At 61.4% G+C, this 25,574-nt stretch carries 21 protein-coding genes and 1 rRNA gene; 5 read left to right on the forward strand and 17 right to left on the reverse strand.

From position 1 onward, the window contains the following. Positions 1-51: 51 nt before the first annotated feature. Both GQX66_RS12440 and GQX66_RS12445 read left to right on the forward strand, forming a co-directional pair. Entirely contained in the window at positions 52-969 is a 918-nt protein-coding gene (locus GQX66_RS12440; RefSeq protein ID WP_240869457.1) for an ADP-ribosylglycohydrolase family protein, read from the forward strand. A gap of 58 nt (positions 970-1,027) precedes the next feature. Next, entirely contained in the window at positions 1,028-1,432 is a 405-nt protein-coding gene (locus GQX66_RS12445) for a lysozyme inhibitor LprI family protein (protein ID WP_007953090.1), read from the forward strand. A 114-nt stretch (positions 1,433-1,546) separates the two neighbouring features. Here GQX66_RS12445 and peaD read toward each other — a convergent pair whose 3' ends face one another. The 5 genes from peaD to GQX66_RS12470 all read right to left on the reverse strand — a co-directional run bounded on the left by peaD (position 1,547) and on the right by GQX66_RS12470 (position 6,923). Continuing rightward, positions 1,547-2,668, reverse strand: a complete 1,122-nt coding sequence (gene peaD, locus GQX66_RS12450; protein WP_102718163.1) for a quinohemoprotein amine dehydrogenase subunit beta — start codon at positions 2,666-2,668, stop codon at positions 1,547-1,549. Between the two features lie 23 nt (positions 2,669-2,691). Continuing rightward, entirely contained in the window at positions 2,692-3,015 is a 324-nt protein-coding gene (gene qhpC, locus GQX66_RS12455) for a quinohemoprotein amine dehydrogenase subunit gamma (RefSeq protein WP_008016081.1), read from the reverse strand. Position 3,016: 1 nt separating this feature from the next. After that, positions 3,017-4,447: a quinohemoprotein amine dehydrogenase maturation protein gene (gene peaB, locus GQX66_RS12460; protein ID WP_085608195.1), complete on the reverse strand. Its 1,431-nt coding sequence runs from the start codon at positions 4,445-4,447 to the stop codon at positions 3,017-3,019. Between the two features lie 94 nt (positions 4,448-4,541). Then, positions 4,542-6,122 (reverse strand): quinohemoprotein amine dehydrogenase subunit alpha, encoded by a 1,581-nt coding sequence (peaA, locus tag GQX66_RS12465; protein ID WP_240869465.1) that lies wholly within the window; start codon positions 6,120-6,122, stop codon positions 4,542-4,544. A gap of 603 nt (positions 6,123-6,725) precedes the next feature. After that, entirely contained in the window at positions 6,726-6,923 is a 198-nt protein-coding gene (locus GQX66_RS12470; RefSeq protein WP_007953098.1) for a hypothetical protein, read from the reverse strand. Between the two features lie 356 nt (positions 6,924-7,279). On the opposite strand from GQX66_RS12470, the gene GQX66_RS12475 reads away from it, so the two are divergent. Then, the gene (locus tag GQX66_RS12475; protein ID WP_129973215.1) at positions 7,280-8,770 is read left to right on the forward strand and encodes an aldehyde dehydrogenase family protein; all 1,491 of its coding nucleotides are present in this window, start codon (positions 7,280-7,282) and stop codon (positions 8,768-8,770) included. A gap of 16 nt (positions 8,771-8,786) precedes the next feature. On the opposite strand, the gene GQX66_RS12480 is transcribed toward GQX66_RS12475, so the two are convergent. From GQX66_RS12480 to GQX66_RS12510, 7 genes are all read right to left on the reverse strand, one after another. After that, positions 8,787-10,082 (reverse strand): tryptophan 7-halogenase, encoded by a 1,296-nt coding sequence (locus tag GQX66_RS12480; RefSeq protein WP_240869471.1) that lies wholly within the window; start codon positions 10,080-10,082, stop codon positions 8,787-8,789. After that, positions 10,079-10,756, reverse strand: a complete 678-nt coding sequence (locus GQX66_RS12485) for a S8 family serine peptidase (RefSeq protein ID WP_085748328.1) — start codon at positions 10,754-10,756, stop codon at positions 10,079-10,081. Before GQX66_RS12485 ends, GQX66_RS12480 begins: the two co-directional genes overlap by 4 nt. Beyond that, a complete protein-coding gene (locus GQX66_RS12490) occupies positions 10,746-12,464 on the reverse strand; it encodes an ABC transporter ATP-binding protein (RefSeq protein WP_240869474.1) in 1,719 nt (572 codons plus the stop codon). Before GQX66_RS12490 ends, GQX66_RS12485 begins: the two co-directional genes overlap by 11 nt. Next, on the reverse strand, positions 12,464-14,368 hold the full coding sequence (locus GQX66_RS12495) for a sigma-54-dependent Fis family transcriptional regulator (RefSeq protein ID WP_085748326.1): 1,905 nt from the start codon (positions 14,366-14,368) through the stop codon (positions 12,464-12,466). The genes GQX66_RS12490 and GQX66_RS12495 overlap by 1 nt, the downstream gene beginning before the upstream one ends. A 117-nt stretch (positions 14,369-14,485) precedes the next feature. Then, entirely contained in the window at positions 14,486-15,511 is a 1,026-nt protein-coding gene (locus GQX66_RS12500) for a histone deacetylase family protein (RefSeq protein WP_102718869.1), read from the reverse strand. A 3-nt stretch (positions 15,512-15,514) separates the two neighbouring features. After that, positions 15,515-16,753, reverse strand: a complete 1,239-nt coding sequence (locus GQX66_RS12505; RefSeq protein WP_240869478.1) for a Zn-dependent hydrolase — start codon at positions 16,751-16,753, stop codon at positions 15,515-15,517. Positions 16,754-16,775: 22 nt separating this feature from the next. Continuing rightward, on the reverse strand, positions 16,776-18,086 hold the full coding sequence (locus GQX66_RS12510) for an MFS transporter (RefSeq protein WP_240869481.1): 1,311 nt from the start codon (positions 18,084-18,086) through the stop codon (positions 16,776-16,778). A gap of 163 nt (positions 18,087-18,249) precedes the next feature. On the opposite strand from GQX66_RS12510, the gene GQX66_RS12515 reads away from it, so the two are divergent. Further along, positions 18,250-19,185 carry a LysR family transcriptional regulator gene (locus tag GQX66_RS12515; RefSeq protein ID WP_129973207.1) on the forward strand — a complete coding sequence of 312 codons (936 nt, stop codon included), beginning with the start codon at positions 18,250-18,252 and terminating at the stop codon, positions 19,183-19,185. Here GQX66_RS12515 and GQX66_RS12520 read toward each other — a convergent pair. Genes GQX66_RS12520 through GQX66_RS12530 form a run of 3 tightly spaced genes read right to left on the reverse strand, consistent with a single transcriptional unit; the run spans position 19,179 to position 22,158 of the window. Further along, entirely contained in the window at positions 19,179-20,108 is a 930-nt protein-coding gene (locus tag GQX66_RS12520; protein WP_240869483.1) for a glyoxylate/hydroxypyruvate reductase A, read from the reverse strand. The genes GQX66_RS12515 and GQX66_RS12520 overlap by 7 nt on opposite strands. Then, positions 20,105-20,860 carry a class II aldolase/adducin family protein gene (locus GQX66_RS12525; protein WP_011335215.1) on the reverse strand — a complete coding sequence of 252 codons (756 nt, stop codon included), beginning with the start codon at positions 20,858-20,860 and terminating at the stop codon, positions 20,105-20,107. The genes GQX66_RS12520 and GQX66_RS12525 overlap by 4 nt, the downstream gene beginning before the upstream one ends. Further along, positions 20,857-22,158, reverse strand: coding sequence for an MFS transporter (locus GQX66_RS12530; protein WP_134022699.1), 1,302 nt, complete (start codon positions 22,156-22,158; stop codon positions 20,857-20,859). Before GQX66_RS12530 ends, GQX66_RS12525 begins: the two co-directional genes overlap by 4 nt. 144 nt (positions 22,159-22,302) lie before the next feature. Here GQX66_RS12530 and GQX66_RS12535 point away from each other — a divergent pair, with 144 nt between their 5' ends. Further along, on the forward strand, positions 22,303-23,259 hold the full coding sequence (locus GQX66_RS12535; RefSeq protein WP_240869486.1) for a LysR family transcriptional regulator: 957 nt from the start codon (positions 22,303-22,305) through the stop codon (positions 23,257-23,259). 12 nt (positions 23,260-23,271) lie between these two features. On the opposite strand, the gene mrdA is transcribed toward GQX66_RS12535, so the two are convergent. Then, complete coding sequence (mrdA, locus tag GQX66_RS12540; RefSeq protein WP_085748317.1) at positions 23,272-25,164, reverse strand: penicillin-binding protein 2; 1,893 nt, start codon at positions 25,162-25,164, stop codon at positions 23,272-23,274. Positions 25,165-25,368: 204 nt separating this feature from the next. Continuing rightward, a 5S ribosomal RNA gene (gene rrf / locus GQX66_RS12545) occupies positions 25,369-25,484 on the reverse strand. Positions 25,485-25,574 lie beyond the last annotated feature (90 nt).

Here is a 25,574-nt window from a genome sequence, read left to right on the forward strand (position 1 = left end):
CTGCGAAACTGATAACGTTCGCAGCGAACTGAACGACACAAGGACGTCATCATGCAGCCTTCTCTCCCCGAACGTTACCGTGGCGCCCTCCTCGGCCTGGCCTGCGGCGATGCCGTGGGAACCACCGTCGAATTCCAGCCGCGCGGCAGCTTCCAGCCCCTGACCGACATGGTCGGTGGCGGGCCGTTTCGCCTGAAGCCCGGCCAATGGACCGACGACACCTCGATGGCGTTGTGCCTGGCGGAAAGTCTGCTGAACAAAAACGGCTTCGATGCCGCTGACCAGATGGGCCGCTATCTGAACTGGTGGCAATGGGGCTATCTGAGTTCGACCGGCGAATGTTTCGATATCGGCATGACCGTGAGTCAGGCGCTGGATCGCTATCAACACACCGGAGAGCCGTTTGCCGGTTCCACCGATCCCTACAGCGCCGGCAATGGCTCGTTGATGCGACTGGTGCCCGTGGTGCTGTTTTATTTCCCCGATGCCCGGAAATCCAGGCGATTCGCCGCCGACAGTTCACGCACCACCCACGCGGCGCCCGAGGCCATCGAATGTTGCCAGCTGTTTGCCGAACTGCTTGGCAAGGCCCTGGAAGGCGCATCGAAAGCGCAACTGCGCACCCTGCCGCAAACAGCCTTCAGTCAGCCCAAGGTGGCGGCGATTGCCCGGGGCGAGTACCTGCACAAAACCGAGCGCGACATTCGCGGCAGTGGTTACTGCGTCGGATCCCTGGAAGCGGCGTTATGGTGCTTCCAGCACACCGACAGCTTTGCCGCGGCCGTCCTGCAAGCGGCGAATCTGGGCGATGACGCGGACACCACGGCCGCCATCGTCGGCCAGTTGGCCGGCGCCTATTACGGCGTGCAGGGAATACCGTCAGGGTGGCTGGAAAAACTGCATGACGGAGAGGAAATTGCCGCGACAGCGGAGCGGTTACTCAACGCATCGAGGCAGCATAAATCCTGATGGCGCCACGAAGTCGCTAAACTGCCCGGCACGTTCATTCACCAAAGCGAGATGACTCATGTCCCCACGCCTGCTTCTGGCCCTGACACCCTTTCTTTTCACTTCTGTTGCTCACGCTGCCGTGGACTGCGCCAATGCCAGCGATCAGGCGACGATGAATCAGTGCGCTGCGCAGGAAAACAAGGCGGCGGACAAGGAGTTGAACACGGTTTATCAGCAGATCACTGCTCGGTTGAAGGACAACCCTGATGGCAAAAAACTGCTGGTGAGCGCGCAACGGGCGTGGATCGGCTTTCGCGATGCCGAGTGCAAGTTTTCGGCATCCGGCGTGGCAGGCGGGAGTGTTTATCCGTTGATCTACAACAATTGCATCGCCTCGGTGACAAAAACGCGAACCGAGGCGCTCAAACAGTATTTGAAATGCGAAGAAGGTGACATGAGCTGCCCAGTGCCCGGGGCCTGATTTTCGGGGCGGTTTAGAGAGCCCCTTCGCGAGCAAGCCCGCTCCCACATTTGAACCGCATTTCAAATGTGGGAGCGGGCTTGCTCGCGAAGGCGTCATCCCTGACGCCGCTAATTACCGAACAAAAATCTGCGCCGTAGTAATCGCCATATCCCCACCCGGCAACTTGATGCTGCCGGTCTGTTTCATGGTCTCGGCATCAAAGATCGCCACGTCGTTGAAGGTCCCGGCCAGATAGATCTTGCTCCCGTCCTTGTTGAACGAAATGCAGTAGTAGGAATGGTCCAGTGTCGCCGCCTGTATCAGCTTTTTCTGCTTGATATCGTACTTGGCCAGACGATTGAGCACGCCGAACATCAGGTTCGGATCCTTGGGCGAGCGCATACCGCTGAAGTAGATCTCGGTCAGCGGGCCGAAATCGGTGGTTTCGGTCTTGCCGGTTTTCAGATCGACGCTGAACAAGCCGTACAGGTATTCAGCGGTGGCCGGGTCCTGCTTCTTGTCCTTGAACCTGGCGGCGGTGTACAGCAGCGAGAAATCGTGGCGGTAAGTCTGCTGGTTCCACACGTAAAGCACGTCCGGCGCGCTGTAGTTCGGGCGTTTCCAGTGACGGCTGGGGATCAGCACGTCGAACTTGCCGCTCTTCACATCGACCTTGTACACATCAGCGCCAGCCACATAGAGCGTGCCGTCATCGCCGCTCTGCATGATCGTCAACTGCCGTGGCGCCGGGAAGCTGCGCACCGGTTTGGCGTCCATCCCGGCGTCGGTGGCGTAGACATCCAGACGCGGTTGTTTGACCTCGTAGCGGTCGTTGAGCATCTGGGTCGGGTTGGCGATGGTGTACAGCTCCTTGCCGTCATGGCTGACGGTAAAGGCGAACATTGACCGCGCTTTCTCCCCCGGCTGCTGGGTGATGCTGGCGTGGAACACCTGCTTGCAACTGTCCAGTTCGACACCGTAGACATCAGCGTAATGGTTGTTCAGCACGTACGCGGTCTTCCGATCCGGCGACAGCTGCACGGTGCCGGGGCCAAAGGCGTCAGGCATCTTGCAGGTCTTGTACAGGCTGTCGGTCGCCAGGTCGATGACGTGCAGGTTGTTCGGATAGTTAGTGGTCAACATGTACTCGTGACCGTCTTGTAGCGCGGTGTTCTCATCGGCCAGAACCGGGAGCGAACAGGCGCTCAGAACCGCGAGTGCGGCAAGGCCGCAGGCTTTGTTGAGGCTAGGCATGCTGGAATCCTTCTTCTTAGCGATCACTTGTCTTTCGGGAAGACAGTGCCGAGGTTGCGCCAGTTGTCGTTGGACGCCTGGGCATCCTTGTTCCAGTCCGGGTAGGTGCTCATCATGTCCGGCACCTGAGCCGGCCACCAGCACGGATCGGAGCAGCCGTAGAGGTCAGCCTCCATCGGCTGGCACAGCGACGACACCCCGCCGAACGCATCGATTTCCCAACCCGGGTCGGTGGTCGAGGCACAGCCGGCGACGGAGCTCATCGCCACCACTTCTTCGATGCGGTTCTCGTCCGCGGCCTGATCCAGCTTCAACGCTTTGTTATTGATTGCCTTGAGATGTTTCATATCAGTGAGCCTTGCGCGGAGTGATGTAGCTGCTGATGAACGCAGGGTTGTTGGCCATGATCCGGGTGTAGACTTCAATGCCGAAGTCGACCCAGTCACGCATCAGTTCGCAGTAGTGATAAGTCGGGTGCGCCGGATCGCCGTAGCGGGCATAACTCTCGTGGTAGCAGCCGCCGGAGCACAGGTTGCGGATCTGACAGTCATGGCAACCGGTGTTGGTGCGATCCAGGCGCTGGGACAGGAAGTCGTTCAACTCAACCTGCTTAACGCCGCTGTGGACGTTGCCAAAGGTCGGCAGCGACGAGCCGGTGAAGCGATGGCACAGGTTGAGTTCGCCCTTGTGATCGACCGCCAGCATCTTCAATCCGGCACCGCACGGCAGGGCTTTTTTGTGGCCTTCGTGGATGTCAGTGATCAACTGATGCAGGTTGGAAAAACCAATGTTGCGGTGCTCCAGCGCAGCCTCCAGATAACGCCGACCGAGGCGTTTCATGCTGGCAAAGACTTCGATCAATTCGTCAGTGGTCAGGTTGAAGCTGCTGATATCGCCGGAGGTCACCGGAGCAAATCCGACCTCGGCAAACCCCAACTCGTTGAACAGGTGATCCCAAATGGTTTCAACGTCGGTGACGCCCGTGGTCAGGGTCACCCGCGCACCGACCGGACGGCTGTTGTAACGCGAAAGCAGCATTTCAGCCTTGCGCCGCACCACGTCATAGGTGCCCTGCCCGCCCACGGTGATGCGGTTGCGGTCGTGCACGGTTTTCGGTCCGTCGATGCTCACTGACAAGCCGAAGCGGTGGGCATTCAGGTAGTCCACGGTTTCTTCGGTGAGCAGCGTGGCATTGGTGGTCATCACGAACTCGACGAACTTGCCGGCCTCGGCAAACCGCTTCTCGCAGTAATCGACCATGTACTCGATCAGCTTGCGATTGCTCAGCGGCTCGCCGCCGAAAAACACCACGGTGAACCGTTCTTCGTCGGGGGACTCACGCAGCAACATTTCCACCGAGGCGATGGCGGTTTCGACGTCCATCTTCTTGCCGGCGGACGGCTTGTCGAGGTCTTCCTTGTAGCAGTAGGTGCAGCTCAGGTTGCAGCCGGTGTTGACGTTGAGCACCACGGTGTTGATCGCCGTGCGCTCGACGCGTTTGACCGCGATGTCCGGCGTCAGCGGCGAGCCGTCGCTGACCAGTTCCAGCGAAATCAGCTCGCGCAGGGTCTCGTTGATTTCCTCGCCGTTGAACCGCGCGCCGAGGCGCTGGATCAGGTCTTCCGAGGAGCAACCGGGGCCGCGCAACGCATCGATGATGGTACCGGTCAGTTCATCGCTGGCGAACAGCGAACTGCTGGGGATGTGGAACAGCATGCGGTCGGCGTCGACGTGCACTTCGTGCAGATTACGTTCGACCAGATTCAAGATAGCGCCCATTGCATACCTCCTGTGCAAGCCCCGCTTGGGGGACTTGCGGTCATTCCGAAAAGTGTCTGAATCGCTGTCGCTCAGCTCAACTCACGTTTCAACATCAGGGAATGGGTGGATTGTTCCAGCGTTGCACGGTGACGATCAGGTGGCCTTCGCCGGTCAGGGATTTCCCTGCGTCGTCGACGGCGGCGATCACCTTGAGGTTGCCGGCATTGTTGGTGGACATCTTGCGTGCCGGATTCGGGCCGGCATCGCCCGGGGTGAACACGCCCGCGTCGGTCTGCATGGTGCCGGCGAACTTGACGTCCTCGTCCTCTTTGGCGCGCTCGTCGAAGGCTTCGACTTTCCATTGCGCCGGGAACACGCCGATGCGATACGGCTTGCCGTCGGCACCCTTGCCCCAGGCTTCGGCATCGAAGCGGCCCTGGACTTTCGGCGTCGAACCGCCGCCCTCGCCGATCCGTGCCACCGAGAATTCCGGCACCACTTTGACCGAGGCGATCCTGCTGTACACCGACAGGCTCGGGCCTTTCAGGCTGCCGACGCTGACCGCGCGCAGGCCCGGCTGGGCATTGGCTGCCGCTTTTACTTTGACCTTGATCCGGTCGGCGTTCTGCTCGACCACTTCGACTACGTCCACGCCTTTGCCGAAGTTCGGTTTGCCGCTCAGACCGCTGCCGATCAGGGTCACTTCGGTTTCGCTGCCTGCCTTCACATAACCTGGCTGCACCGCCAGCAAACGCTGCGAACCTTGTTTGGCGGCGACAAAGTCCAAACCGCGCTCATCGTGCTCGGCCTCGAACATCCGGCCCTGCATGGCGTTGCCTTGTGCGGCGAACACCTGACGCATGGTCACGCCATCGACGGTCACGTTGCCGCGCCATTCGTAGCCGCTGTAAAGGATTGCGCTGCCATCGCCGTTGAACGGGCTGCCGTCGGCGTACTGACCTTTGACGGCGACCTTGAAGGTGTCACTGCCATCGGCGGTGACGCTCATGGTGCCGGCCAATTCACCCTTGCCCGGCAAGTGGCCGCTGAAGCTCCAGTCGCCGACCAAAGCTTCCGCTTTCGGTGCGGTTTTGACCCAGGCTTGCCATGCCGGGTTATCCAGTGGATAACGCTTGGCCAGCAGCGGGACCATTTCCTTGCGGGCGATATCGAACCAGTCACGATCACGGGACATGGCCTGATATTCCAGCGACGGCCATTGACCGAGGTGGAAATTCACCAGACGTTCCCATTCCTGAGCCGGACGCCGTTGCAGGGCGATCCGCGCACCGGAGTGGCAGCGTCCGCACATCTGCGCGGTTTTCTCGTCGAACTGCTCGACGGTGTTCAACCGCCGTTCCAGTGCGTAACGCACGCCATCGGTTTCGCTGGGCGCCAGGCCCTGGGTGTCGGCGAGGTATTTGACCAGCGTGCGACGGTCGTCATCACTGATCTGCAAACCGTGCATGGTCTGCATCCGGGCGATGCTCATCAGCCAGCCTTCCGGGGTCTTGCGCTGGTGGCTGATGCGGCTCAACTGGTCGCCGGCTTCAGGGGTGTGACAGCCCTGGCAGGTTTCCTTGAGGATGGTCTGGGCATCGCGGGCTGCCAGACTGTACGGCGAATGCAGGGCCACGCAAGCGGCCACGGCCAGCAGGCTGGCGCTCATGCCTGATCGGAGTTTTCTCTTCATCAACGTCGAACCTCGCACGGTGCTTTCTTATTGTTGTGGCTTATCGTTTTTATGGTTTCTGCCGTTCGTGGCGATGCACGAACGGAGGCAAGCGAAACGTCTGCTGTGAGCAATACACGGAGCGTGCCAGCTTGCCGATAAGCTTTTCAATCAAGCAGTTACGTGAAGATCAAGGCGAAGTGGCGGTGCCGCCGGTGCTTGCCGGCGTCCAATTTCGCGACAGCTGTTGCAGTCTGAGACAAGCATAGTTGTTGCGGCGTCAGCGACATTGCGTCACGCGACAGATGACCCGGAGCTGGCAGTATCCCCCATGAAAAACCTCCAGAAGAGTGACGCCTGCCGAACCCGCACGAAAACAAGCCCCGCCAATGACGGGGCTCTTGGATTGGTTGTTTACCCGCGCCTAGCGAACAGAGTTGTCCGGGTGAACCTTGTAACGCCCACAATGGTTGCAAACCATCGAGCATTCACAGTGGGCGCCGGCCTTGGCTGCCAATGCCGCGGAATCACGCTGGGCCGCTTGAATTCGACGATCCCGGTGATACGCATACATGAGCAGCATACTGACGCCCATACACCACAGCCCCACAATTAAAGCCGCCATCATTTTCCCTCCATCATGGCAACACCGAATGAGGTAACGATTACGAAAAAACTGGTTGAAGCCATCCACGCACCTGCCCGAATCGTATCGACATCGGTCAAGTCGCCGATCAATAGCGCCGCAATCCCTGTCACCAGAAATCCAGTCCCTACGCCCATCGTAAAATTGGTTAGCCATCGAATGGTTAAGTTGTTCATCGACATCCCTGTGAAGACACTGACCCGCCAAATCCATGGCAGGAAAACCCTATACACCAAGCAACTTAGCTCGTACCTCATGCCTCCACCAGTCGGTAAAAACTGTCAGACGCGCGACTTTTCCTACACCTGAAACGGCCCGATTTCGCCAAGGCTCCGTGACAGCTGGATTGGCTTTGTAGGACGCGTATCTTGCTTCTCAACGGGTGTCGCGTTTTGAGACAAATTCACCCTCATTGCAACTCAAACTCTTCCTCCTTTCGCCCGTGCAACCGGGCTGTGCGCCACCTTCGAGCATTTGGCACAACCATTGCGAAAGCTCCTCTCGATCCCATCGAACAACAAGAGGTTTCGCCATGCCCCTGCCCTATCTGCTCCCTGCCACCTCGGCCTTTATCCAGCGCCCGCCACGCATGCTGATCGGCGGCGACTGGGTCGAAGCCACCGACGGCCAGACCATGCCGCTGCACAACCCGGCCACCGGTGAAGTGCTGTGCGTGGTACCGCGCGCCACGCCGGAAGATGTCGACCGCGCGGTGCTCGCCGCCCGGCAAGCCTTCGATGATTCAGCCTGGAGCCGAACCCGTCCGCGCGAGCGGCAGAACCTGCTGTGGAAACTCGCTGACCTGATGCAGCGCGACGCCGAGCTGCTGGCGCAACTGGAATGCCTGAACAACGGCAAGAGCGCGGCGGTGGCGCAGGTGATGGACGTGCAACTGGCCATCGACTTCCTGCGCTACATGGCCGGTTGGGCGACCAAGATCGAAGGTTCCAGCGTCGACGTTTCGTTGCCGCTGATGCCCGGCGATCAGTTCCACAGCTTCATCCGGCGCGAGGCGGTGGGCGTGGTCGGCGCCATCGTCGCCTGGAACTTTCCGTTGCTGCTGGCCTGCTGGAAACTCGGCCCGGCGCTGGCCACCGGTTGCACCGTGGTGCTCAAACCGGCCGACGAAACCCCGCTGACCGCGCTGAAACTGGCGGAGCTGGTGCTGGAGGCGGGTTATCCGGAAGGCGTGTTCAACGTAGTCACCGGCACCGGGATCACGGCCGGTTCCGCGCTGACTCACAACCCGCAGGTCGACAAGCTGACCTTCACCGGCTCCACCGCCGTCGGCAAGCAGATCGGCAAGATCGCCATGGACTCGATGACCCGGGTCACCCTGGAACTGGGCGGCAAATCACCGACCATCGTCATGGCCGACGCCGACCTGAAAACCGCCGCGGCGGGTGCGGCCAGTGCGATTTTCTTCAACCAGGGCCAGGTCTGCTGCGCCGGTTCGCGCCTGTATGTGCAGCGCAAGCATTTCGACAATGTGGTGGCCGATATCAGCGACATCGCCAATGCGATGAAGCTCGGCAACGGCCTCGACCCGAGCATCGATATGGGCCCGCTGATTTCCGCGCGTCAGCAGGAGCGGGTCTACAACTATATCGAAATGGGCCGGGAAAGCGGGGCGACCATCGCCTGCGGTGGCGAGCAGTTCGGGCCGGGGTTCTTCGTCAAGCCGACGGTGATTGTCGATGTCGATCAGCGGCATTCGCTGGTGCAGGAAGAGATCTTCGGGCCGGTGCTGGTGGCGATTCCGTTCGATGACGAGGCCGATGCGCTGCGCATGGCCAATGACAGCCCTTACGGATTGGGCGCGAGCATCTGGTCGAACGATCTGGCGGCGGTGCACCGGATGATTCCGCGGATCAAATCGGGATCGGTGTGGGTCAACTGCCACAGCGCGCTGGATCCGGCGCTGCCGTTTGGCGGTTACAAAATGTCCGGGATCGGGCGCGAGATGGGGTATGCGGCGATCGAGCATTACACCGAACTGAAGTCGGTGTTGATCAAGTTGTAATGACTGCGCTCACGGCTCAGGGTTTGAAACCCTGGGCCAACAGCCACCCGCGAACGGCTCGCCCCTGCTCAAGCGTCAATCCCGCCAACACCTGATCCGCCGGTTCATCGCGCAAGCGCCGCACCAGCGGAGCCAGCTCGACACCTTGCACATGCCAGATCCCCAGCGGTTGATCCGCCGTGATCACCACCTCGGCTTCATCGACAAACCCGTCACGCAACACCGGCATTCGTTCGATCCGCAACGCGGAAAAATCCACCGCAGCATGGGCCACTTCAGCGTCCGGCCACTGTCGCCGCGCCTGCCAGAACGGCCGATCGAGCCAGCGCCGTTCATCGGCATAAAAGTCCCGACCGATCCGCGCAAAGCGCAGGAACAACTGCTCCACACGTTGCCGGTGAAAACGTTGCGCCAGCGCCGCCCGCTCAGGTTTACGCAACAGCGTGTTGATCACCACCGGCGCCTGCAACGCCGAGGACAGCGACTGAAAGATCCCGTTGCCCGACAGCGGGTCCACTGCCATCGCTGCATCGCCGACACGAATCCAGTTTTCGCCACAGACCTTCGGGGCAAGGATCGCGGTGCTGCTGCGAGCGTGCAGTTGCAACTCCAATTCCTGCCCGCCGGCGAAGAAGGATTGAGTAAAATCCGAGGCCAGACGTCGCGCGCGGCAGTAATCGAGCAACTGCGCCTTGCCCGGCAATTGGGCGCTGGCCACATCCACTGTCCACTGCCAATAACACTGACCATCGTCCCGTCGAGCCATCCACGCCCAACCGTCCTCGAGGCTTTCCACGGCACTGGCAGTCACACCCGGCGTGCCTTGCCAGCGATTGAGCAGGCTGACCGTCTCCGGCCCGCGCAGACCTTTGCCCGACGCTGGCGCCTGTCGCCCACGGGCTTCCACCAGAAAATCTGCCGTCAGCCTCTGCCCGCCATCAAGTTCTACCTGATGGCCGTCGGCCGAGGACTGAACATTCAAAATCCGCCCTTCAATCACCTCAACTCCGGCCACCCGCAGATCTTCCCGCAAACCGCGATCAAAGGTAGGGCGATCCAGCAGAAACTCGATGTTCTGCGCATGCTGCTGACCGTTCCACGAAACCTGCCTTTGGGACGGCAACGTGGCATTCGCCAAAGCATGATTCAACCCGGCACCGCGCAACGCCTCCAGCACCCGTTGCGAGACACCTTCGAGCGCCGCAAACCGCCGCCATTCGCTGACCAGCGTCACGGGGTAACCCAGTCGTCGCAGCCCCAATGCAACCACTGCACCGGCCGGACCGGCACCGAGAATCAGGCTCGCAGTCATGGGCCGAAACGCCGTTCAGGACCACGATAACGAGCGTGCTGTTTCAGCCAGTCGATAACTTCGGCATTGCTCGCCTGCGGATGCTCCAGCAGATAACGGGCAATATGCCCGCTCAACGCTGCACACCCCAGACTGGCCCCGGACTGCCCCGGATAAGTGCCACGAACACACGCGGCAAAATCCGCCTGCGCACTATCGAGCCATGACCATTGCTCATCGGTGCAACGGGCATCGCCGGTCACCCGCAGCACCTGCGGATAACTCGCCGGAAACACCGCCGCGCCCTGTGCCGGGCTCGACGCACACAGCAACACTCCACGGGCCACCGCCGCCGCGCAGGCTTCGCGCAACAGGCTGCGATCCTGGCGCAGGCCCAGGCTCAGATTGATCAGCCGCACGTCCTGCGCCACCAGCCAGTCGATGGCCGAGGCGATCTGCAATGCACTGGTAACGCCGCGCTGATCGAATACCTGCGCCACGCAAATCTGTGCGGCGGGTGCCCGACGACTGATCGCTTCGATCACCGCGCTGCCATGCCCGAGGGGATCGTCGCGCAAATCGGATTCAGCCAGACCATCCTCCAGCAACGAGAATCGCCGCCCGGCAATCACCTGCACCCGTTGCGCTGCGGAGTGTCCGCTGTCGACCACACCAATCCGCAACTCAGGCTTCATGCAGCACCGTTTTCGAAATCAGCACACCGTCGAGCAATTCGAAACGCAGATCGGCATCGGCCAGAGTCGACGGACGATGGCTGATGAGGATCCGTGTGCGCCCGGCAAACAAGCGGTCGATGGCCTCGATCACCTCGCGCTCGGTAGTTTCGTCGACGGCCGATGTAGCCTCGTCGAGCACCAGAATCAGCGGATCCTGCAACAGCGCCCGGGCAATCGCGATCCGCTGTTTCTGTCCGCCGGACAACTGCTGACCGCGCTCGCCCAATGGGCTGTCGAGACCTTCGGGTAACGACACGATCAGGCTGTCAAGTTGCGCCAGCCGCGCGACTTCTGCGATGGCTTCGCGGCTGGCGTCCGGCACCGCGTAAGCCAGGTTGTCGGCGAGACTGCCGCGAAACAGCACGATGTCCTGACTGACCACGGCGATGCGTCGACGCAGCTCGAACAGCTCCAGTTCACGCAGGTCCACTTCGCCGAGCAACACCCGCCCGGCCTGCGGATCGTGATGCCGTTGCAGCAGATCGATCAGCGTCGATTTGCCGACGCCGGAGCCGCCGCTCAAGGCGACTTTCAAACCGTAGGGAATCGTCGCCTCGATGCCGCTCAACGTACTTGGGCGGCCCGGATGGCTGAAATGAACTGCATCGAATCGCAACTCGCCCGAAGTTGGAAAAGGCTTCGGCGCGGCTGGTGAAAACACCGTGGGTTCTTCGCCGCGCAACTCCATGACCCGACCGAGGCTGACGGTCATGCGCTGGATCGCCACGTACAACCCCAACAAACTTTGCACCGGCCCGACCGCCATCCCCAAATAGGTGGAAAACGCCATCAGCGCACCGAGTTGCCAGGTGCCCTGCACCACCCAATAACCGCCGATCAAAAACGCGCAGGCGCGGGACAGCGACGTCAATGTGCCCGGCACAGCCTGGGTGAAAAACTCGGTGACCTGCAGGCGCAGCAACTGGTTCATGTAGCCCTGCCCGAGGCTTTCCAGACGCCGCGCTTCACGCTGCTGCTGGCCGGCGGACTGGATGAATTTCATCACCGGCAGGGTCTCGACCATGAACGACGACATGTCCGCCGAACGCTCGCGCAATTGCCGCACGTCGCGCTCGACCTTGCGCCGCATCCAGCGCAGCCACAGCACATCGAGCGGGATCAGCACCAGCGCCAGCAATGACAGTTTCCAAGACAGCGTGAACAACATTGCGATCGCCACCACCAGGCCGATCACGCTCGATACCGCCGAGAACAACGAGTCCACGGCGAAGCGCTGAATCTCCGCCACATCGCCGTCGAGCCGCGACATCAGATCGCCGATCCGCCGCTGGCCGTAGAAACTTGGCGACAGTTTTTGCAGATGCCGGTAAAGGTCATCGCGCAGGGCAAACAGAATCCGCCCGGAAAGGCGCGTGTGCAGATAGCGGTTGATCCCCGACAACGCCGTGCCGAGCAGTCCCGCGATGATCATCAACACCGCGATCAGTACCAGCATCGGAAAGTTGCGCGCCAGCAAGCCGTCGTCGATCAGCAGTTTGATCAGCCACGGCTGCACCAGCACCAGCAGCGACGCGCACACCGACAGACCGAGCAGGCCGGCAATCGCCAACCGCTGCGGCCGCACGAAACCATACAGCCAGCGCAACGCCGCTTGCAGCGCGGCGGGATTCTGGCTGTCGATCAGCCGCACGAACAGGCGCTGCATCACGAGCGCAACTGTTTGAGTTTGCGGTACAGAGTCGCGCGGCTGATGCCGAGGGCGTCGGCCGCGGCCGAGACGTTGCCCTGATGGGTGTCGAGGGACTGGCGGATCATCTCCAGTTCGTTCTCGCGAATGCTGCCGGTGTGGGGTTTCTCGGTGGCGGACAGTTCGTCGAGCATGCTGTCGGGCAGGTGATCGAGGGTCAGCACCGTTTCACCGGGTTCGCGCATGGCCAAAGCGGTGCGCAAGACCATTTCCAGTTGGCGGATGTTGCCCGGCCAGTGATAACCCGCGAGCAGGCGATTGAGGTCGTCGTGCAGTACGGCGTTCGGCGCGTCGAGTTTATTCAGCAGCCGAGTGACCAGCGCGCTGAAGTCATCGCGCTCACGCAGGGCCGGGAGCATCACGCTGATGCCGTTGACCCGGTAGAACAGGTCCTCGCGAAATTGCTTGTCTTCGACCTGACGCTTGAGGTCGCGGTGGGTGGCGCAGATCAGCGCGACGTCGATGTCCTGCTCTTCCCCGGCACCCAGCGGCGCGACCTTACGATCCTGTAAAACCCGCAGCAGACGCGCCTGCAAGGCCAGCGGCATGTCGCCGATTTCATCGAGGAACAAGGTGCCGCCATGGGCCTGTTGCAGGCGCCCGATCATGCCGCCCCGACGCGATCCGGTGAACGCGCCTTCGCGGTAGCCGAACAGTTCCGATTCGATCAGACCTTCGGGAATCGCCGCGCAGTTCACGGCCACGAACGGTTTGTCGCTGCGGCTGCCGGCCAGGTGCAGGGCGCGAGCGATCACTTCTTTACCGGTGCCGGTTTCGCCGAGCAACAGCACCGGTAGTTCATTGGCGAGACCTTGGCGGGCCATGCGCAGGGCTCGAGCGTAGCGAGGGTTGTTGCCGGCCAGTGCTTCCAGATCCGGCTGTGCCTTGGCGGTTTTCGCCACGCTGCGCGGCGGGCCGCCGAGGTTGACCGAACGCGCTGGGGCTCGCAGGGTCTTGTAGAAAAATTCGCCCTTGGCGGTCTGCACACTGCCGACGCCCCCCTGTTGTAGACGGGTCAGCAATTGCACGCCATCGACCCCGAGAAATTCTTCGCAACGCCGTCCGACCAGCGCCGAACGTTCGGCCCGCAGCAACTGGCAGGCCTGGGCGCTGACCGCCAGAATCTGCCCGCCGAGACTGACCGCGAGCAGGCCTTGCCATGGCGATTCGAGATACTGGCGGCGACTGTGGAAGGCGAGGACGATTTGATCGGGAAAGCTGTTGTTGAACACCCGGCTCTCGATCTGGCTGACCGCCATGCTCAGCAGCGCGGTGCTGTCGTGGACGCGGCCGAGCGGGCCTTCGCGGGTCAGGTCGAGGACGCCAAGAATTTCGCCCTGAGGGCAATGAATCGGCACCGAGGTGCAGGAAAAATCGGTGAGGCGGTCGAGGTAGTGTTCGCCGCAATCAATCAGGGTGGGCCGCGCTTCGACCAACGCCGTGCCGAGGGCGTTGGTACCACGAGCGGCTTCGCTCCAGCAGGCGCCGAGGGTGATGTCCTGCAGACCGCTGCCCTTGAGCCGGTCGGCACGTCCCTCGACCGCAAGGATGGTGGCGTCGGAATTGGCGAGGATGATCAGGCCTTCCTTGCCCTGACGTTCGGCCAGGTAATCGATAGCCGGTATCGCCGCATCGATCAGCAGGCGATTGCTCGCCAGCAACACATCGAGACTGGCGCTCGACTCCAGCGCCAACTCATGTTTGCCATTGAAATGCACGCCGTGGCTCAGGCTGCGCCGCCACGAAGCATCGATCTCCGCACGCAACACGCCATCCGGGACCTGCCCTTCGAGATGGAGTTTTTCCCGGGCCAGCCGGGCTTCGTGGTGAGACTTGGGATCGGTTGTTTTTATAAGAGTCATCAAGCGCTCCGGAGCGGTCCGCTTTGCGCTTTTTTACATCAGCGCCCTGACGCCAATGTTTACGTTAACGTCAGGGCGATGGCAAGCACCACAGGGCGCTTCGTCAGGTGGATTGCCTCAGTGCTGCCACACCTCGCCATTCACGAAAAACGCCCGGGCGTTGTCTTCGAGACTTTCCAGGTGATAACCGCCCTCCTGCACGATCAGGCATGGCAGGCCCAGGCTGCGGATCCGCTCGCCCAGCACCGCAAAGCCTTCACGGGTCACGGCAACTTTGCTTTGCGGGTCCAGCTCATAGATATCGAAGCCCAACGACAGCACCAGCACCTCGGCGCCGAACTCGCGTACCGCGTTCAATGCGACGTCAAGTTGCCCGAGGAAGTCCGCTTCGCTTGAACCGTGGGCCATCGGCAGATTGAGGTTGAAGCCCTCCCCCGCGCCGCTGCCGCGCTCGTCGGCGAACCCGGCGACACCCGGATAGAAGTTCGTCGGATCGCCATGCACCGAGACGTAGAGCACGTCATCACGGTCGTAGAAAATCTCCTGGATGCCCTGACCGTGGTGCATGTCGGTGTCGAGCACGGCGACTTTTTCAAACTTGTCACGCAGCACCTGCGCCGCCACCGCCGCGTTGTTCACGTAGCAGAAACCACCCGCCGCTTCGGCCCGGGCATGATGCCCCGGCGGACGGCACAAGGCGTAGGCCGCCGGCTCACCTTCGATCAGTGCCTGAGCGCCAGCCACTGCGCTTTGCGCTGACCAGTAGGCGGAGCGCCAGGTCTGTTCGCCGACCGGGCAACTGCCGTCCGCCAGATAGCGCGCCGCCTGGGCGAGGATGCCGCGCAAGGCGTTGGGTTCGCGGACGAAGATGTTCGACATGACTTCATCGCCCCAGTCTTCGGGGATTTCTTTCCAGCGTGCGTGCGCTTCCTGAAGAAAGGTCAGATACGGCGCGCCATGCACCGCCAGCAACGGTGCGAGGCCGGCATCGGCGGGTTGCTCGACACTGAAGCCCAAGCCATGGGCGGCTTGCACCAGACGTTGCGCACGCTCGGGCACTTCCTGCGGCGTACGCATCTGCCCGCGCGAGTAATAGCTGCGTGGATGGTGGAGCAATTGTTCGGGGTGGAAAAAACTGCGCATGGTTCAGGCTCCCTGTTCGATACGACCGGCGCGGGCCAGCACGGCGTTGAGCAATACGTCGGTGCCCTGCTTCACGTCTTCGGGCAACACGTCTTCGGCTTCGTTGTGGCTCAGGCCTCCGACGCACGGGATGAACACCATCGCCGTCGGGCAGTAACGCGCGAGGTGAATCGCGTCATGGCCGGCGCCGCTGACAATCGACTGCTGAGCGTAGCCCAGCGCATCCACCGCCTCTTGCACGGCCGCCACACATTCGGCGTCGAACGGCGTGGCCGGGCTGATCCAGTGCGGGGTGATCGTCAGGTTCAGGCCTCGGCCGTCGGCGATCGCCTGCAAGCGGGCGCGGACCTGTTGCTCCATGGCGGCAATGGCGTCGTCGCGGTGATGACGCAGATCGACGGTGAAATTCAACAACCCCGGAATGGTATTGCGCGAGGACTTGTTGATACTCAACTCGCCGACCGTGGTCAGGCCTTCGGGGGCAAAATCCGTGGCCAGGCCTTCAATCGCCTGAATCATCCGCGCCACACCGTACAGCGCATCTTTGCGCAGCGGCATCGGCGTGGTGCCGGCATGGGCGGCCATGCCTTCCACGCGCACATCGAGCCAGCGGATCGCCTGACCGCCCGTGACCACGCCGATGCTTTTGGCGTTGTCTTCGAGAATCGGGCCTTGCTCGATGTGCGCTTCAAAATACGCATCCACCGCGCCGCCCAACGGGCGATCACCGGCGTAACCGGTACGCTGCAAAGCTTCTGCGACGCTGATGCCATCGACATCACGCACCGCCAGAGCGGCGTTCAGCTCCATGATCCCGGTGAACACCGCCGAGCCGAACATGGCCGGGGTGAAGCGTGCGCCTTCTTCGTTGGTCCACACCGCCACTTCCAGCGGTTTGCGGGTCTGGATGTTCAGATCGTTGAGGCAACGCACCACTTCCAGCCCGCCGAGTACACCGTAGACGCCGTCGAATCGCCCGCCTTCGGGTTGGGTGTCGAGGTGGCTACCCATCATTACCGGCGCGGCGTCCGGATCGATGCCGGCGCGACGGGCGAACAGGTTGCCGATGGCGTCCACGCTCAGGGTCATGCCGGCTTCGCGGCACCAGTGGGCGAACAGTTCGCGACCGGCCTTGTCTTCGTCGCTCAATGCCAGACGGCAGCTGCCGCCCCGGGCTGTCGCACCGATTTCGGCCATGGCCATCAGGCTCGCCCACAGGCGTTCGCCATTGATCTTCAACATGAGGTTCTCCTGAAATTCCGGGTCAGGCACGGGCCATTTCCGCGCGATGGGCGCTGGCGTGACGACGAGCGAGGGACAGCACGCAGACCAGCGAAATGCCGGCGATCAGGCTGTAGAACACCGCCATCGGCCACCATTGCCCGGTGAATTTGTGCGCCAGCATCGTGCCGATCAGCGGCGTCAGCCCACCGGCCACCGCACCGCAAATCTGATAGGCCAGCGAGATCGCGGTGTAGCGCACGCGGGTCTCGAACATGCCGCTGACGTACCCGGCAATCACCGCGTAGAACGAGGCCATGCACACCACCGCCAGCGCGATGCCGAGGATGATCAGCGGCGCCTGGGCCGAACTGACCAACACGAACATCGGGTACGGCGAGACCATCGCCAGCAGCGACACCAGACACAGGAAACGCGTCGCGCCGATCTTCTCCGCCGTCCACGCGGCCAGCGGCTGAATGCAGAACTGGATGATCGCGACGAAGAACAGGCATTCGAGAATCAGCGAACGCGGCAGTGCCAGTTGCTGAGTGGTGTAGGCGATCATGAAAGTGTTGGTGAAATACACCCCGGCGATGCCCAGCGTGTTGGCGCCGATGCACAGCAACAGCGGACGCCACGCGGTGCGCAGGACTTCCATCACCGGCGCCTGTTCTTTCTTGATCTGCTTGCTGGCCTGCTCGCGGCTGGCGAGGAATTCCGGTGACTCGTTCACGCCCAAGCGAATCGCCAGGCCCACCAGCAGCAACAGCGCACTGGCGAGGAACGGCAGACGCCAGCCCCAACTCATCAGGTCTTCTTCCGGCAAACGGGTGACCGCACTGAACGCCAGCAGCGACAAAATCAAACCCGCCGGGCTGCCCAGTTGCGCGAACGAAGCGAAAAAATTGCGCCGGCCCTTCGGCGCATGCTCGCCGGCCATCAACACCGCCCCGCCCCACTCGCCACCCACGGCGATGCCCTGGACGATGCGCAACAGAATCAGCAGCACCGGTGCGGTTGCGCCGATCTGCGCGTAGGTCGGCAACAGACCGATGCACACCGTGACCACGCCCATCATCAACAGCGTGATGATCAGCGATTTCTTGCGGCCGATGCGGTCACCGATATGACCGAAAATGATCCCGCCCAACGGCCGGGCAAAGAAGCCCACCGCGAAGGTGCCGAATGCGGCCATGGTGCTGAACAGCGGATCGTCGGAGGGAAAGAACAGCGCGCCGAACACCAGCGCGGCGGCGGTGGCGTAGATGTAAAAGTCGTACCACTCGATCATGGTGCCGATGAAGGCTGCGGCCGCCGCACGGCGCGGCTGGTTCGAAGCGTGGGGCTTCATGGGGTCGGGCTCCTTTGATTGTTTTTTTGGCAGGAGGAAAACGCTAAATCCGAGGCGCTCTGGCGGCGCCTGTCGTGGGGTGATTTATCGTCCCGGGGCTATGATTAGTCAATTTTCTATTTATTATTCCGATTATTACCTCATCTTATAATCGAGAGTCGCCATGGCCGAACGTGATGTGCAACGCCTGCTCAACGACCGCCTCGACTGGAACCTGCTGCGCACCTTTCGGGTGATCGGCCAGGAGCTGAGCATCAGCCGCGCCGCCGCGCGTCTGCACCTGACTCAACCGGCGGTGAGCCAGGCGCTCAAGCGTCTGGAGGAGCAATTGGGTCGCCAGTTGATTGCCCGACGCGGCCCGCGCTTTGCCCTTACCGAAGTCGGCGAGCAGATCTTCGAACTGGCCGGCGAGATCTACGGGCAGATGTCTCAGGTCAGCAGCCTGCTGGAGCAACCGGCCGACGAAGTGATCGGCAAAGTGCGACTGCTGATCATCAGCCGGATCTTTTCCGATCGCTTCGATGACTTCCTCGCCGACTTCCATAGGCTGTATCCACGAGTCGATCTGGAGGTCGACGTGATGCGCAGTTCGGACATCGTCAGCGCCCTCCAGGAGAAAACCGCGACCCTTGGCCTGAGCCTCAATCGCCGCCCGCAACCGCGTCTGGAACAGCGTCTGTTTCTGCGTCAGCGCTATGCGTTTTTCTGTGGCAAGCACCATGCACTGTTTGGCCGGCAGGACGTTGGTGAAGGCGACTTGCAGCGGGAGAACTTCGTCAGTTTCACCAGTGACCAGATTGGCGGCATGCTCTCGCCGCTGACGATTTTTCGCGATCAACAGGGCTTCAGCGGACGCATCGTCGCGTCATCGCCGAGCCTGGAAGAAGTGCGGCGACTGGTGATCGCCGGGTTCGGCATCGGCTGTTTGCCGGAGCACGTGGTGGCGGCGGACGTCGACGCCGGATTGCTCTGGCGCCTGCCGCCCCACGAGGGGATTGCCGATGTCGACATTCATCTGTTGTGGAACCGCGAGCAGCGCATGAGCCGCGCCGAAACGCTGTTCATCGAACGCTTGCAGGCCTGTCTGGCGGATCAGTAACCGAGCAGTCGATCCGCGCTGTTGAGCAAAGGCTCACCGGCATTCAGACGGCGGAAGTTCTCGGCGATCTGCTCGGCGATGCAATCGTGGGAGGCCGCCGAAGCCATGTGCGGGGTGATGGTCACGCCCGGGGTTTTCCACAACGGATGGTCGCTGGGCAGCGGTTCCTGTTCGAAGACATCGAGCAGCGCCCCGCGCAATCTTCCACGGGCCAGCGCCTGTTGCAGATCCTCGATGTTCAGGTGACCGCCGCGCCCGACGTTGACCAGTGCCGCACCGTTAGCCAGCCGTTCGAAGGTCTGGCGATTGAGGATGCCGCGAGTCTCGTGGGTGAGCGGCAACAGGTTGATCAGCAACTCGACGCCGTCGAGAAACGGGTTGAAAGCTTCGCAGCCGGCGTAGGTCTGCACGCCCGATAAATCCTTTTTGCTGCGCGCCCAGCCCCGCACGTCGTAACCGGCACTGGCCAGGTCCTGGGCAATCGCGCTGCCGAGCGAGCCGAGCCCCATCACACCGATCCGAAACTCATGGGCCGGGCGTTGCAGCGGTCGCTCCCAATGCTGTTGGCGCTGTTGCTCCAGCACTTGATCGAAGCCGCGATGAAAGTGAATCACCGCCCAGCGTACGTACTCGGTCATGCCTTGGCGGTGGCCGGGATCAACCACGCGGCACACCGGCAAATCGGGGCAAGACGGATCGTGCTCCAGGTGATCGATCCCGGCGGCGACCGAGTGAATCACTTGCAGATTGGGTAACGCGGCGAGGCTGTCCGGCAGCGGAAACCAACAAGCCGCGATCTGCGCATTCGCCGCCCGGGGATCGTCGGCCAGCACCGCCGAAAGCTGCGGCGCGCGGCGTGCAAAGGCCTCCTGCAATTGTTTGAGCAACAGCGTGTCGCGGGACATCAGTGCAACGGTGTTCATGACAGATAGGACTCGCGCTGGGATTCGATCAGGGTCAGTGCGGCCTCCCAGGCCAGGTCGATGATGTTGTCCTGCTCATCGCGGTCGAACTGTTCGGCGGTGTGGGCGCAGACTTCCGGCGAGGGGAAATGCAGTTCGCAGCCACCGGCCAACGCCTGCACTTGGGCCTGGCAGGCACGCTCCAGAAAGTGGATCTCCTGGAATGCCTGGGCCACGCCCGAACCGCCGACCAGCAGGCCATGATTGCGCAGGATCATCGCCCGGTGCGGGCCGAGGTCAGCGATCAACCGCTCGCGCTCGTCCAGCGACAGCGCGATGCCTTCGTAGGTGTGGTAAGCGAGTTTTCCGTAGAACTTCAGCGCGTGCTGACTGATCGGCAGCAGACCTTGTTTCTGTGCAGCGACGGCCATGCCGGCAGCGGTGTGGGTATGGATCACGCAGTTCAGATCCGGCCGCGCCATGTGGATCGCCGAGTGGATCACGAAGCCGGCGGCGTTGACCCGATGCCCGGCGTATTCAGGGTCGACGATGCGCCCGTCCTGATCGATGCGCACCAGATCGGAAGCACGCATGCGGTCGAAAATCACCCCGTAGCGGTTGATCAGAAAATGATGCTCCGGCCCCGGAATCCGCAGGGTGATGTGGGTGTCGATCAGGTCAGTCATGCGAAAGTGCGCGATCAGGCGGTACAGCGCGGCGAGCTCGCAACGGGCTTGCCATTCGATCGGGTCAATGTGGGCGGGCTTACTCACGAATACACCTCTTTGCTTGTGTGAAGGACGACCGGGTTGGCCCGCAGACGCGCGAGGCCACAGACACCGATCAGAGACAGGGCCGATAGCAGCGTGAAGAACACCGCCAATGGCAGCCACTGTCCGGAGAACTTGCTGGCCAACAGCGTGCCGATCAGCGGCGTGGTGCCGCCGGCCAACGCGCAGCTCAGTTGATAAGCGATGGAAATACCCGAGTAGCGCAGATGCACCGGGAAGGCCTGGGTCATGTACCCAGCGATCACCGCATATAAGGCCGAGAGAATCACCACCGCGACGGCGATGCCGAGGGTCATCAACAGAATGTTTTGAGTGCCGACCAGCAGGAACATCGGGTACGGCGTGACCATGCACAGCAACGCCACCAGCATCAGGAATCGCCCTTCGCCAATGCGTTCGGCGAGCAATGCCGATACCGGTTGCGATAGCAGTTGAATGACGGTCACCAGAAACAGGCAGTCGAGAATGGTCGAACGCGGGATGCCCTGATATTGGGTGACGTAGGTGATCATGAAGGTGTTGGTGAAGAAGAAGCCGGCCGAACCGATGGTGACGGCGGCGGCGGCAAACAGGATCTGCCGCCAGCACTGACGGATCACGTCTTTCACCGGGTACTTCGCTGTCTCGTTGTTGTCCTTGGCCTTGGCGAATTCCGGCGATTCATGCACACCGGAGCGGATCATCAGACCGACCATCATCAGCACTCCGCTGGCGAGGAACGGCAGACGCCAGCCCCAGGCAAGGAAGTCTTCCGGTGACAGCGACGTCACCAGGCGGAACGCGATCAACGCCAACAACAAACCCGCCGGGCTGCCGAGCTGGGCGAACGAGGCGTAGAAGGTTTTGCGTTTGGCCGGAGCGTGCTCACTGGCCATCAACACTGCCCCGCCCCACTCGCCGCCGACGGAGATGCCCTGGATCAGGCGCAACACGATCAACCCGATCGGCGCCCAGATGCCGACGCTGGCGTAGCTCGGCAATAGACCAATACCAGCGGTGGCGAGGCCCATCAGTGCCATGGTCACCAGCAGCATTTTCTTGCGACCGAGGCGATCGCCCAGATGGCCGAACACCATGCCGGCCATCGGGCGGGCGATGAAGCCGACGGCGAAACTGCCGAACGCGGCGAGCGTGCTGGTCACCGGGTCACTGCTGGGAAAGAACACCTGCCCGAGCACCAGTGCAGCAGCGGTGGCGTAGATGTAGAAATCGTAGAACTCGATGGTCGTGCCAATGAAGGCAGCGGCCGCGGCGCGACGCGGCTGAGCGGTGGTGTGCATGCAAGAACCCTGTGTATTTATAGTTTTGGGCAGGTGTCGAGGCGGCTGACGCTCGCGCTCTGTGGCGCTTGTGGGCTTTATCGCTTCCGTGACAGGATTAGTCAATTTTCAAAAACTTATCTTTACTATTAGCGTGGCTACTACATGAATACTTCTAACTCATGGGTCGGTCGGCGTTTTCTCAATGACCGGCTGGACTGGAACCTGCTGCGCACGTATCTGGTGATCGGTCAGGAAGGCAGCATGAGCCGAGCTGCTGCGCGATTGCACATCACCCAATCAGCCGTCAGTCAGGCGTTGAAACGTCTCGAGGAACAACTGGATTGTGTGTTGATTGCCCGCAGCGGACGGCGCTTTGATCTGACGGTAACCGGGGAGGAAGTTCTGCGGATTGCGGCGGATATCTACGGCGATATTTCCCGTTTGGGCACCGTGGTCGAGAACCGTCATGACGACGTGGTGGGCAAGATCCGCATCCTCACCGTCAGTGGCGTGCAGGCGCGGCATTACGATGAGTTCCTTGCGGACTTCCACGAAACTCACCCGAAAATCGAGCTGGAAGTCGAGGTGATGGGCAGCTCGAACATCATCAGTTCATTGCTGCAAAAGACCGCTACGGTGGGAGTGGGATTATGTCGCCTGCCACAGCCTCGGCTGGAGCAACGAGTGCTGTTCCGAGAGCGCTACGCATACTTTTGCGGGCAGCGGCATCGACTGTTCGGGCAGCAGAATCTGACGCTGGAGCAACTGGCGGCGGAGAACTTTGTCAGCTTCACCAGCGATCAGCTCGGCGGCAATCTTTCACCGTTGACGCTGTTTCGTGACCAACAGGGGTTTACCGGCAAGATCGTCGCCTCCTCCACCAGTTTCGAAGAGATTTATCGTCTGATCTGTGCGGGGTTCGGGATTGGCTGTCTGCCGACTCACCTTGTACGGCGGGATGTCGAACAGGGTCTGCTGTGGCGCTTGCCGCCGGAGGACGGGGTGGTGGATTTCGATATCCATCTGCTGTGGAATCGCGAACAGAAGATGACCCAGGCGGAAACGGTGTTCCTCGACAGCTTCCAGCACATGCTCAGCTTGCGTGAGCCTGTGCTGTGAAGCTGTGGCGGGTTAAACGTGGGGATCGCCCGGCGCCTTGGTCGGCGCCGCGTATTGCGGCTTGAGATGACCGTCCTGATCGAGTAGCCAGGCGTCCATGATCTGCCGCACCACAGGACCTGCGACTCGGCCACCGGCTTCGCCGTTTTCGATCATCACCGAGATGGCGATCTTCGGATGCTCGGCCGGGGCGAAACCGACGAACAACGCGTTGTCACGATGGCGCTCGAGGGTTTTCTCACGGTTGTAGCGCTCGCCCTGCTTGATCGCCACCACCTGCGCCGTACCACTCTTGCCGGCGATCCGGTATTGCGCACCGGCCGCTGCCGCACGTGCGATGCCTCGGGCATCGTGCATCACCATCTGCATGCCGTGGTTGACCTGCTCCCAGTCACGCGGATCCTTGAGCAGGATGTTCGGCATCGGGTGTTCGTCCACCGGCGCTACACCGTCGACAGTCTTGGCCAGGTGCGGACGGTTCCAGATGCCCTTGTTGGCAATCAGTGCGGTGGCTTGAGCCAGTTGCAGCGGCGTGACCTGCATGTAGCCCTGACCGATGCCGAGGATCACTGTTTCGCCGGGGAACCAGGCCTGCCGGCGCGTGGCGCGCTTCCAGGCCTGGGACGGCATCAGGCCGGGAGATTCCTCGAACATGTCGAGTGAGACTTTCTCGCCGAGGCCGAACATCGCCATGTAATCGTGCAAGCGATCGATGCCGAGCTTGTGCGCCAGATCGTAGAAGTAGGTGTCGTTGGAACGCATGATCGCTGCGTCCATGTCCACCCAGCCATCGCCGCTATGGTTCCAGTTGCGGTACTTGTGGTCGAAGTCCGGTAGTTGGTAGTAGCCAGGATCGAAAACCCGGGTTTGTGGCGTGACGACACCAGCGTCGAGGCCAGCGATGGCCACTTCCGGCTTGATCGTCGAACCGGGTGCATACAGGCCACGCAGTACGCGGTTAAACAACGGGCGGTCGATTGAGTCGCGCAGCGCGGAATATTCCTTGGAACTGATACCGGTCACGAACAAGTTGGGGTCGAAGCTGGGGTTGCTGACCATGGCCAGCACTTCACCGGTCGATGGGTCTAGTGCAACGACCGAGCCGCGACGGTCGCCGAGTGCGGCTTCGGCGGCTTCCTGGAGTTTGACGTCGAGGCTCAGGACGATGTTTTTGCCGGGTACCGGATCGGTGTGTTTTAGCACGCGCAGGACGCGGCCCTGAGCATTGGTTTCTACTTCCTCGTATCCGACGTGGCCGTGCAGCTGTGGCTCGTAGAAGCGTTCGATACCGGTCTTGCCGATGGATTGGGTGCCGCGGTATTCGACGGAATCGAGAGTCTTGGATTCTTTCTCGTTGATGCGGCCGACGTAGCCGATCGAGTGTGCGAAGTGTGCGCCCAGCGGGTAGTTACGAACGAATTGCGGCTCGACATCCAGGCCGGGCAAGCGGAACTCGTTGACTGCCAGCACGGCGATCTGTTCTTCGGTCAGTTCATAGAACAGCGTTACGGGTGTAAACGGGTGACGCGACTGCTTCATGGCCTTGTCGAAGACTGTGCGGTCTTCAGCGGGCAGGTGCAGGAGGCTAATGACTTCATCCAGCTCCTGGTTGACGTCGGTCGCGCGTTCGCGGGTGATGGTCAGGTTGTAGCTGGGACGGTTGTCGGCCAGCAATACGCCGTTGCGATCGTAAATCAAGCCGCGTGTCGGCGGGATCGGCAGGACATGGACGCGGTTGTTTTCGGAGATAGTCGAGTGGTAGTCGAACTCGACGACTTGCAGGATGTACAGGCGCACAACCAGGGCGCAACTGACAGCGAAGACGAACAAGGCACAGGCGATCAGGCGTTTGTTGACCAATCGCGTCTCTTTTTCGTGATCCTTGATAGGGATGGGTTCGGGCATTTCTGCAGCCACTCTTTGACAAAAAATGAGCGCCGATCCTTGGGCGTGACATCAGTCCGTTAAAAAACGAGCTGCACCATACCAAAAACGGAGCGGTCATTTCAGAGGGATTTCCCCAATGGTTGCAGTAACGGCGGTCGGACCACTTTCCTGCGGGCAAAACAAAACCCCAACTGCTTTCGCAATTGGGGTTTCGGAATTTAATCTTGACGATGACCTACTCTCACATGGGGAAACCCCACACTACCATCGGCGATGCATCGTTTCACTTCTGAGTTCGGGATGGGATCAGGTGGTTCCAACGCTCTATGGTCGTCAAGAAATTCGGGTACTGAGTCGTGGCCAGTGGGCCTCGCTTCAGCAAATTGGGTATGTGACAGCTAGGTGTTTTGTGAGCGTCGAACTTTCGG

Origin of the sequence: Pseudomonas sp. B707 (assembly GCF_022496685.1) — a bacterium.
Lineage (GTDB): Bacteria > Pseudomonadota > Gammaproteobacteria > Pseudomonadales > Pseudomonadaceae > Aquipseudomonas > Aquipseudomonas paraglycinae.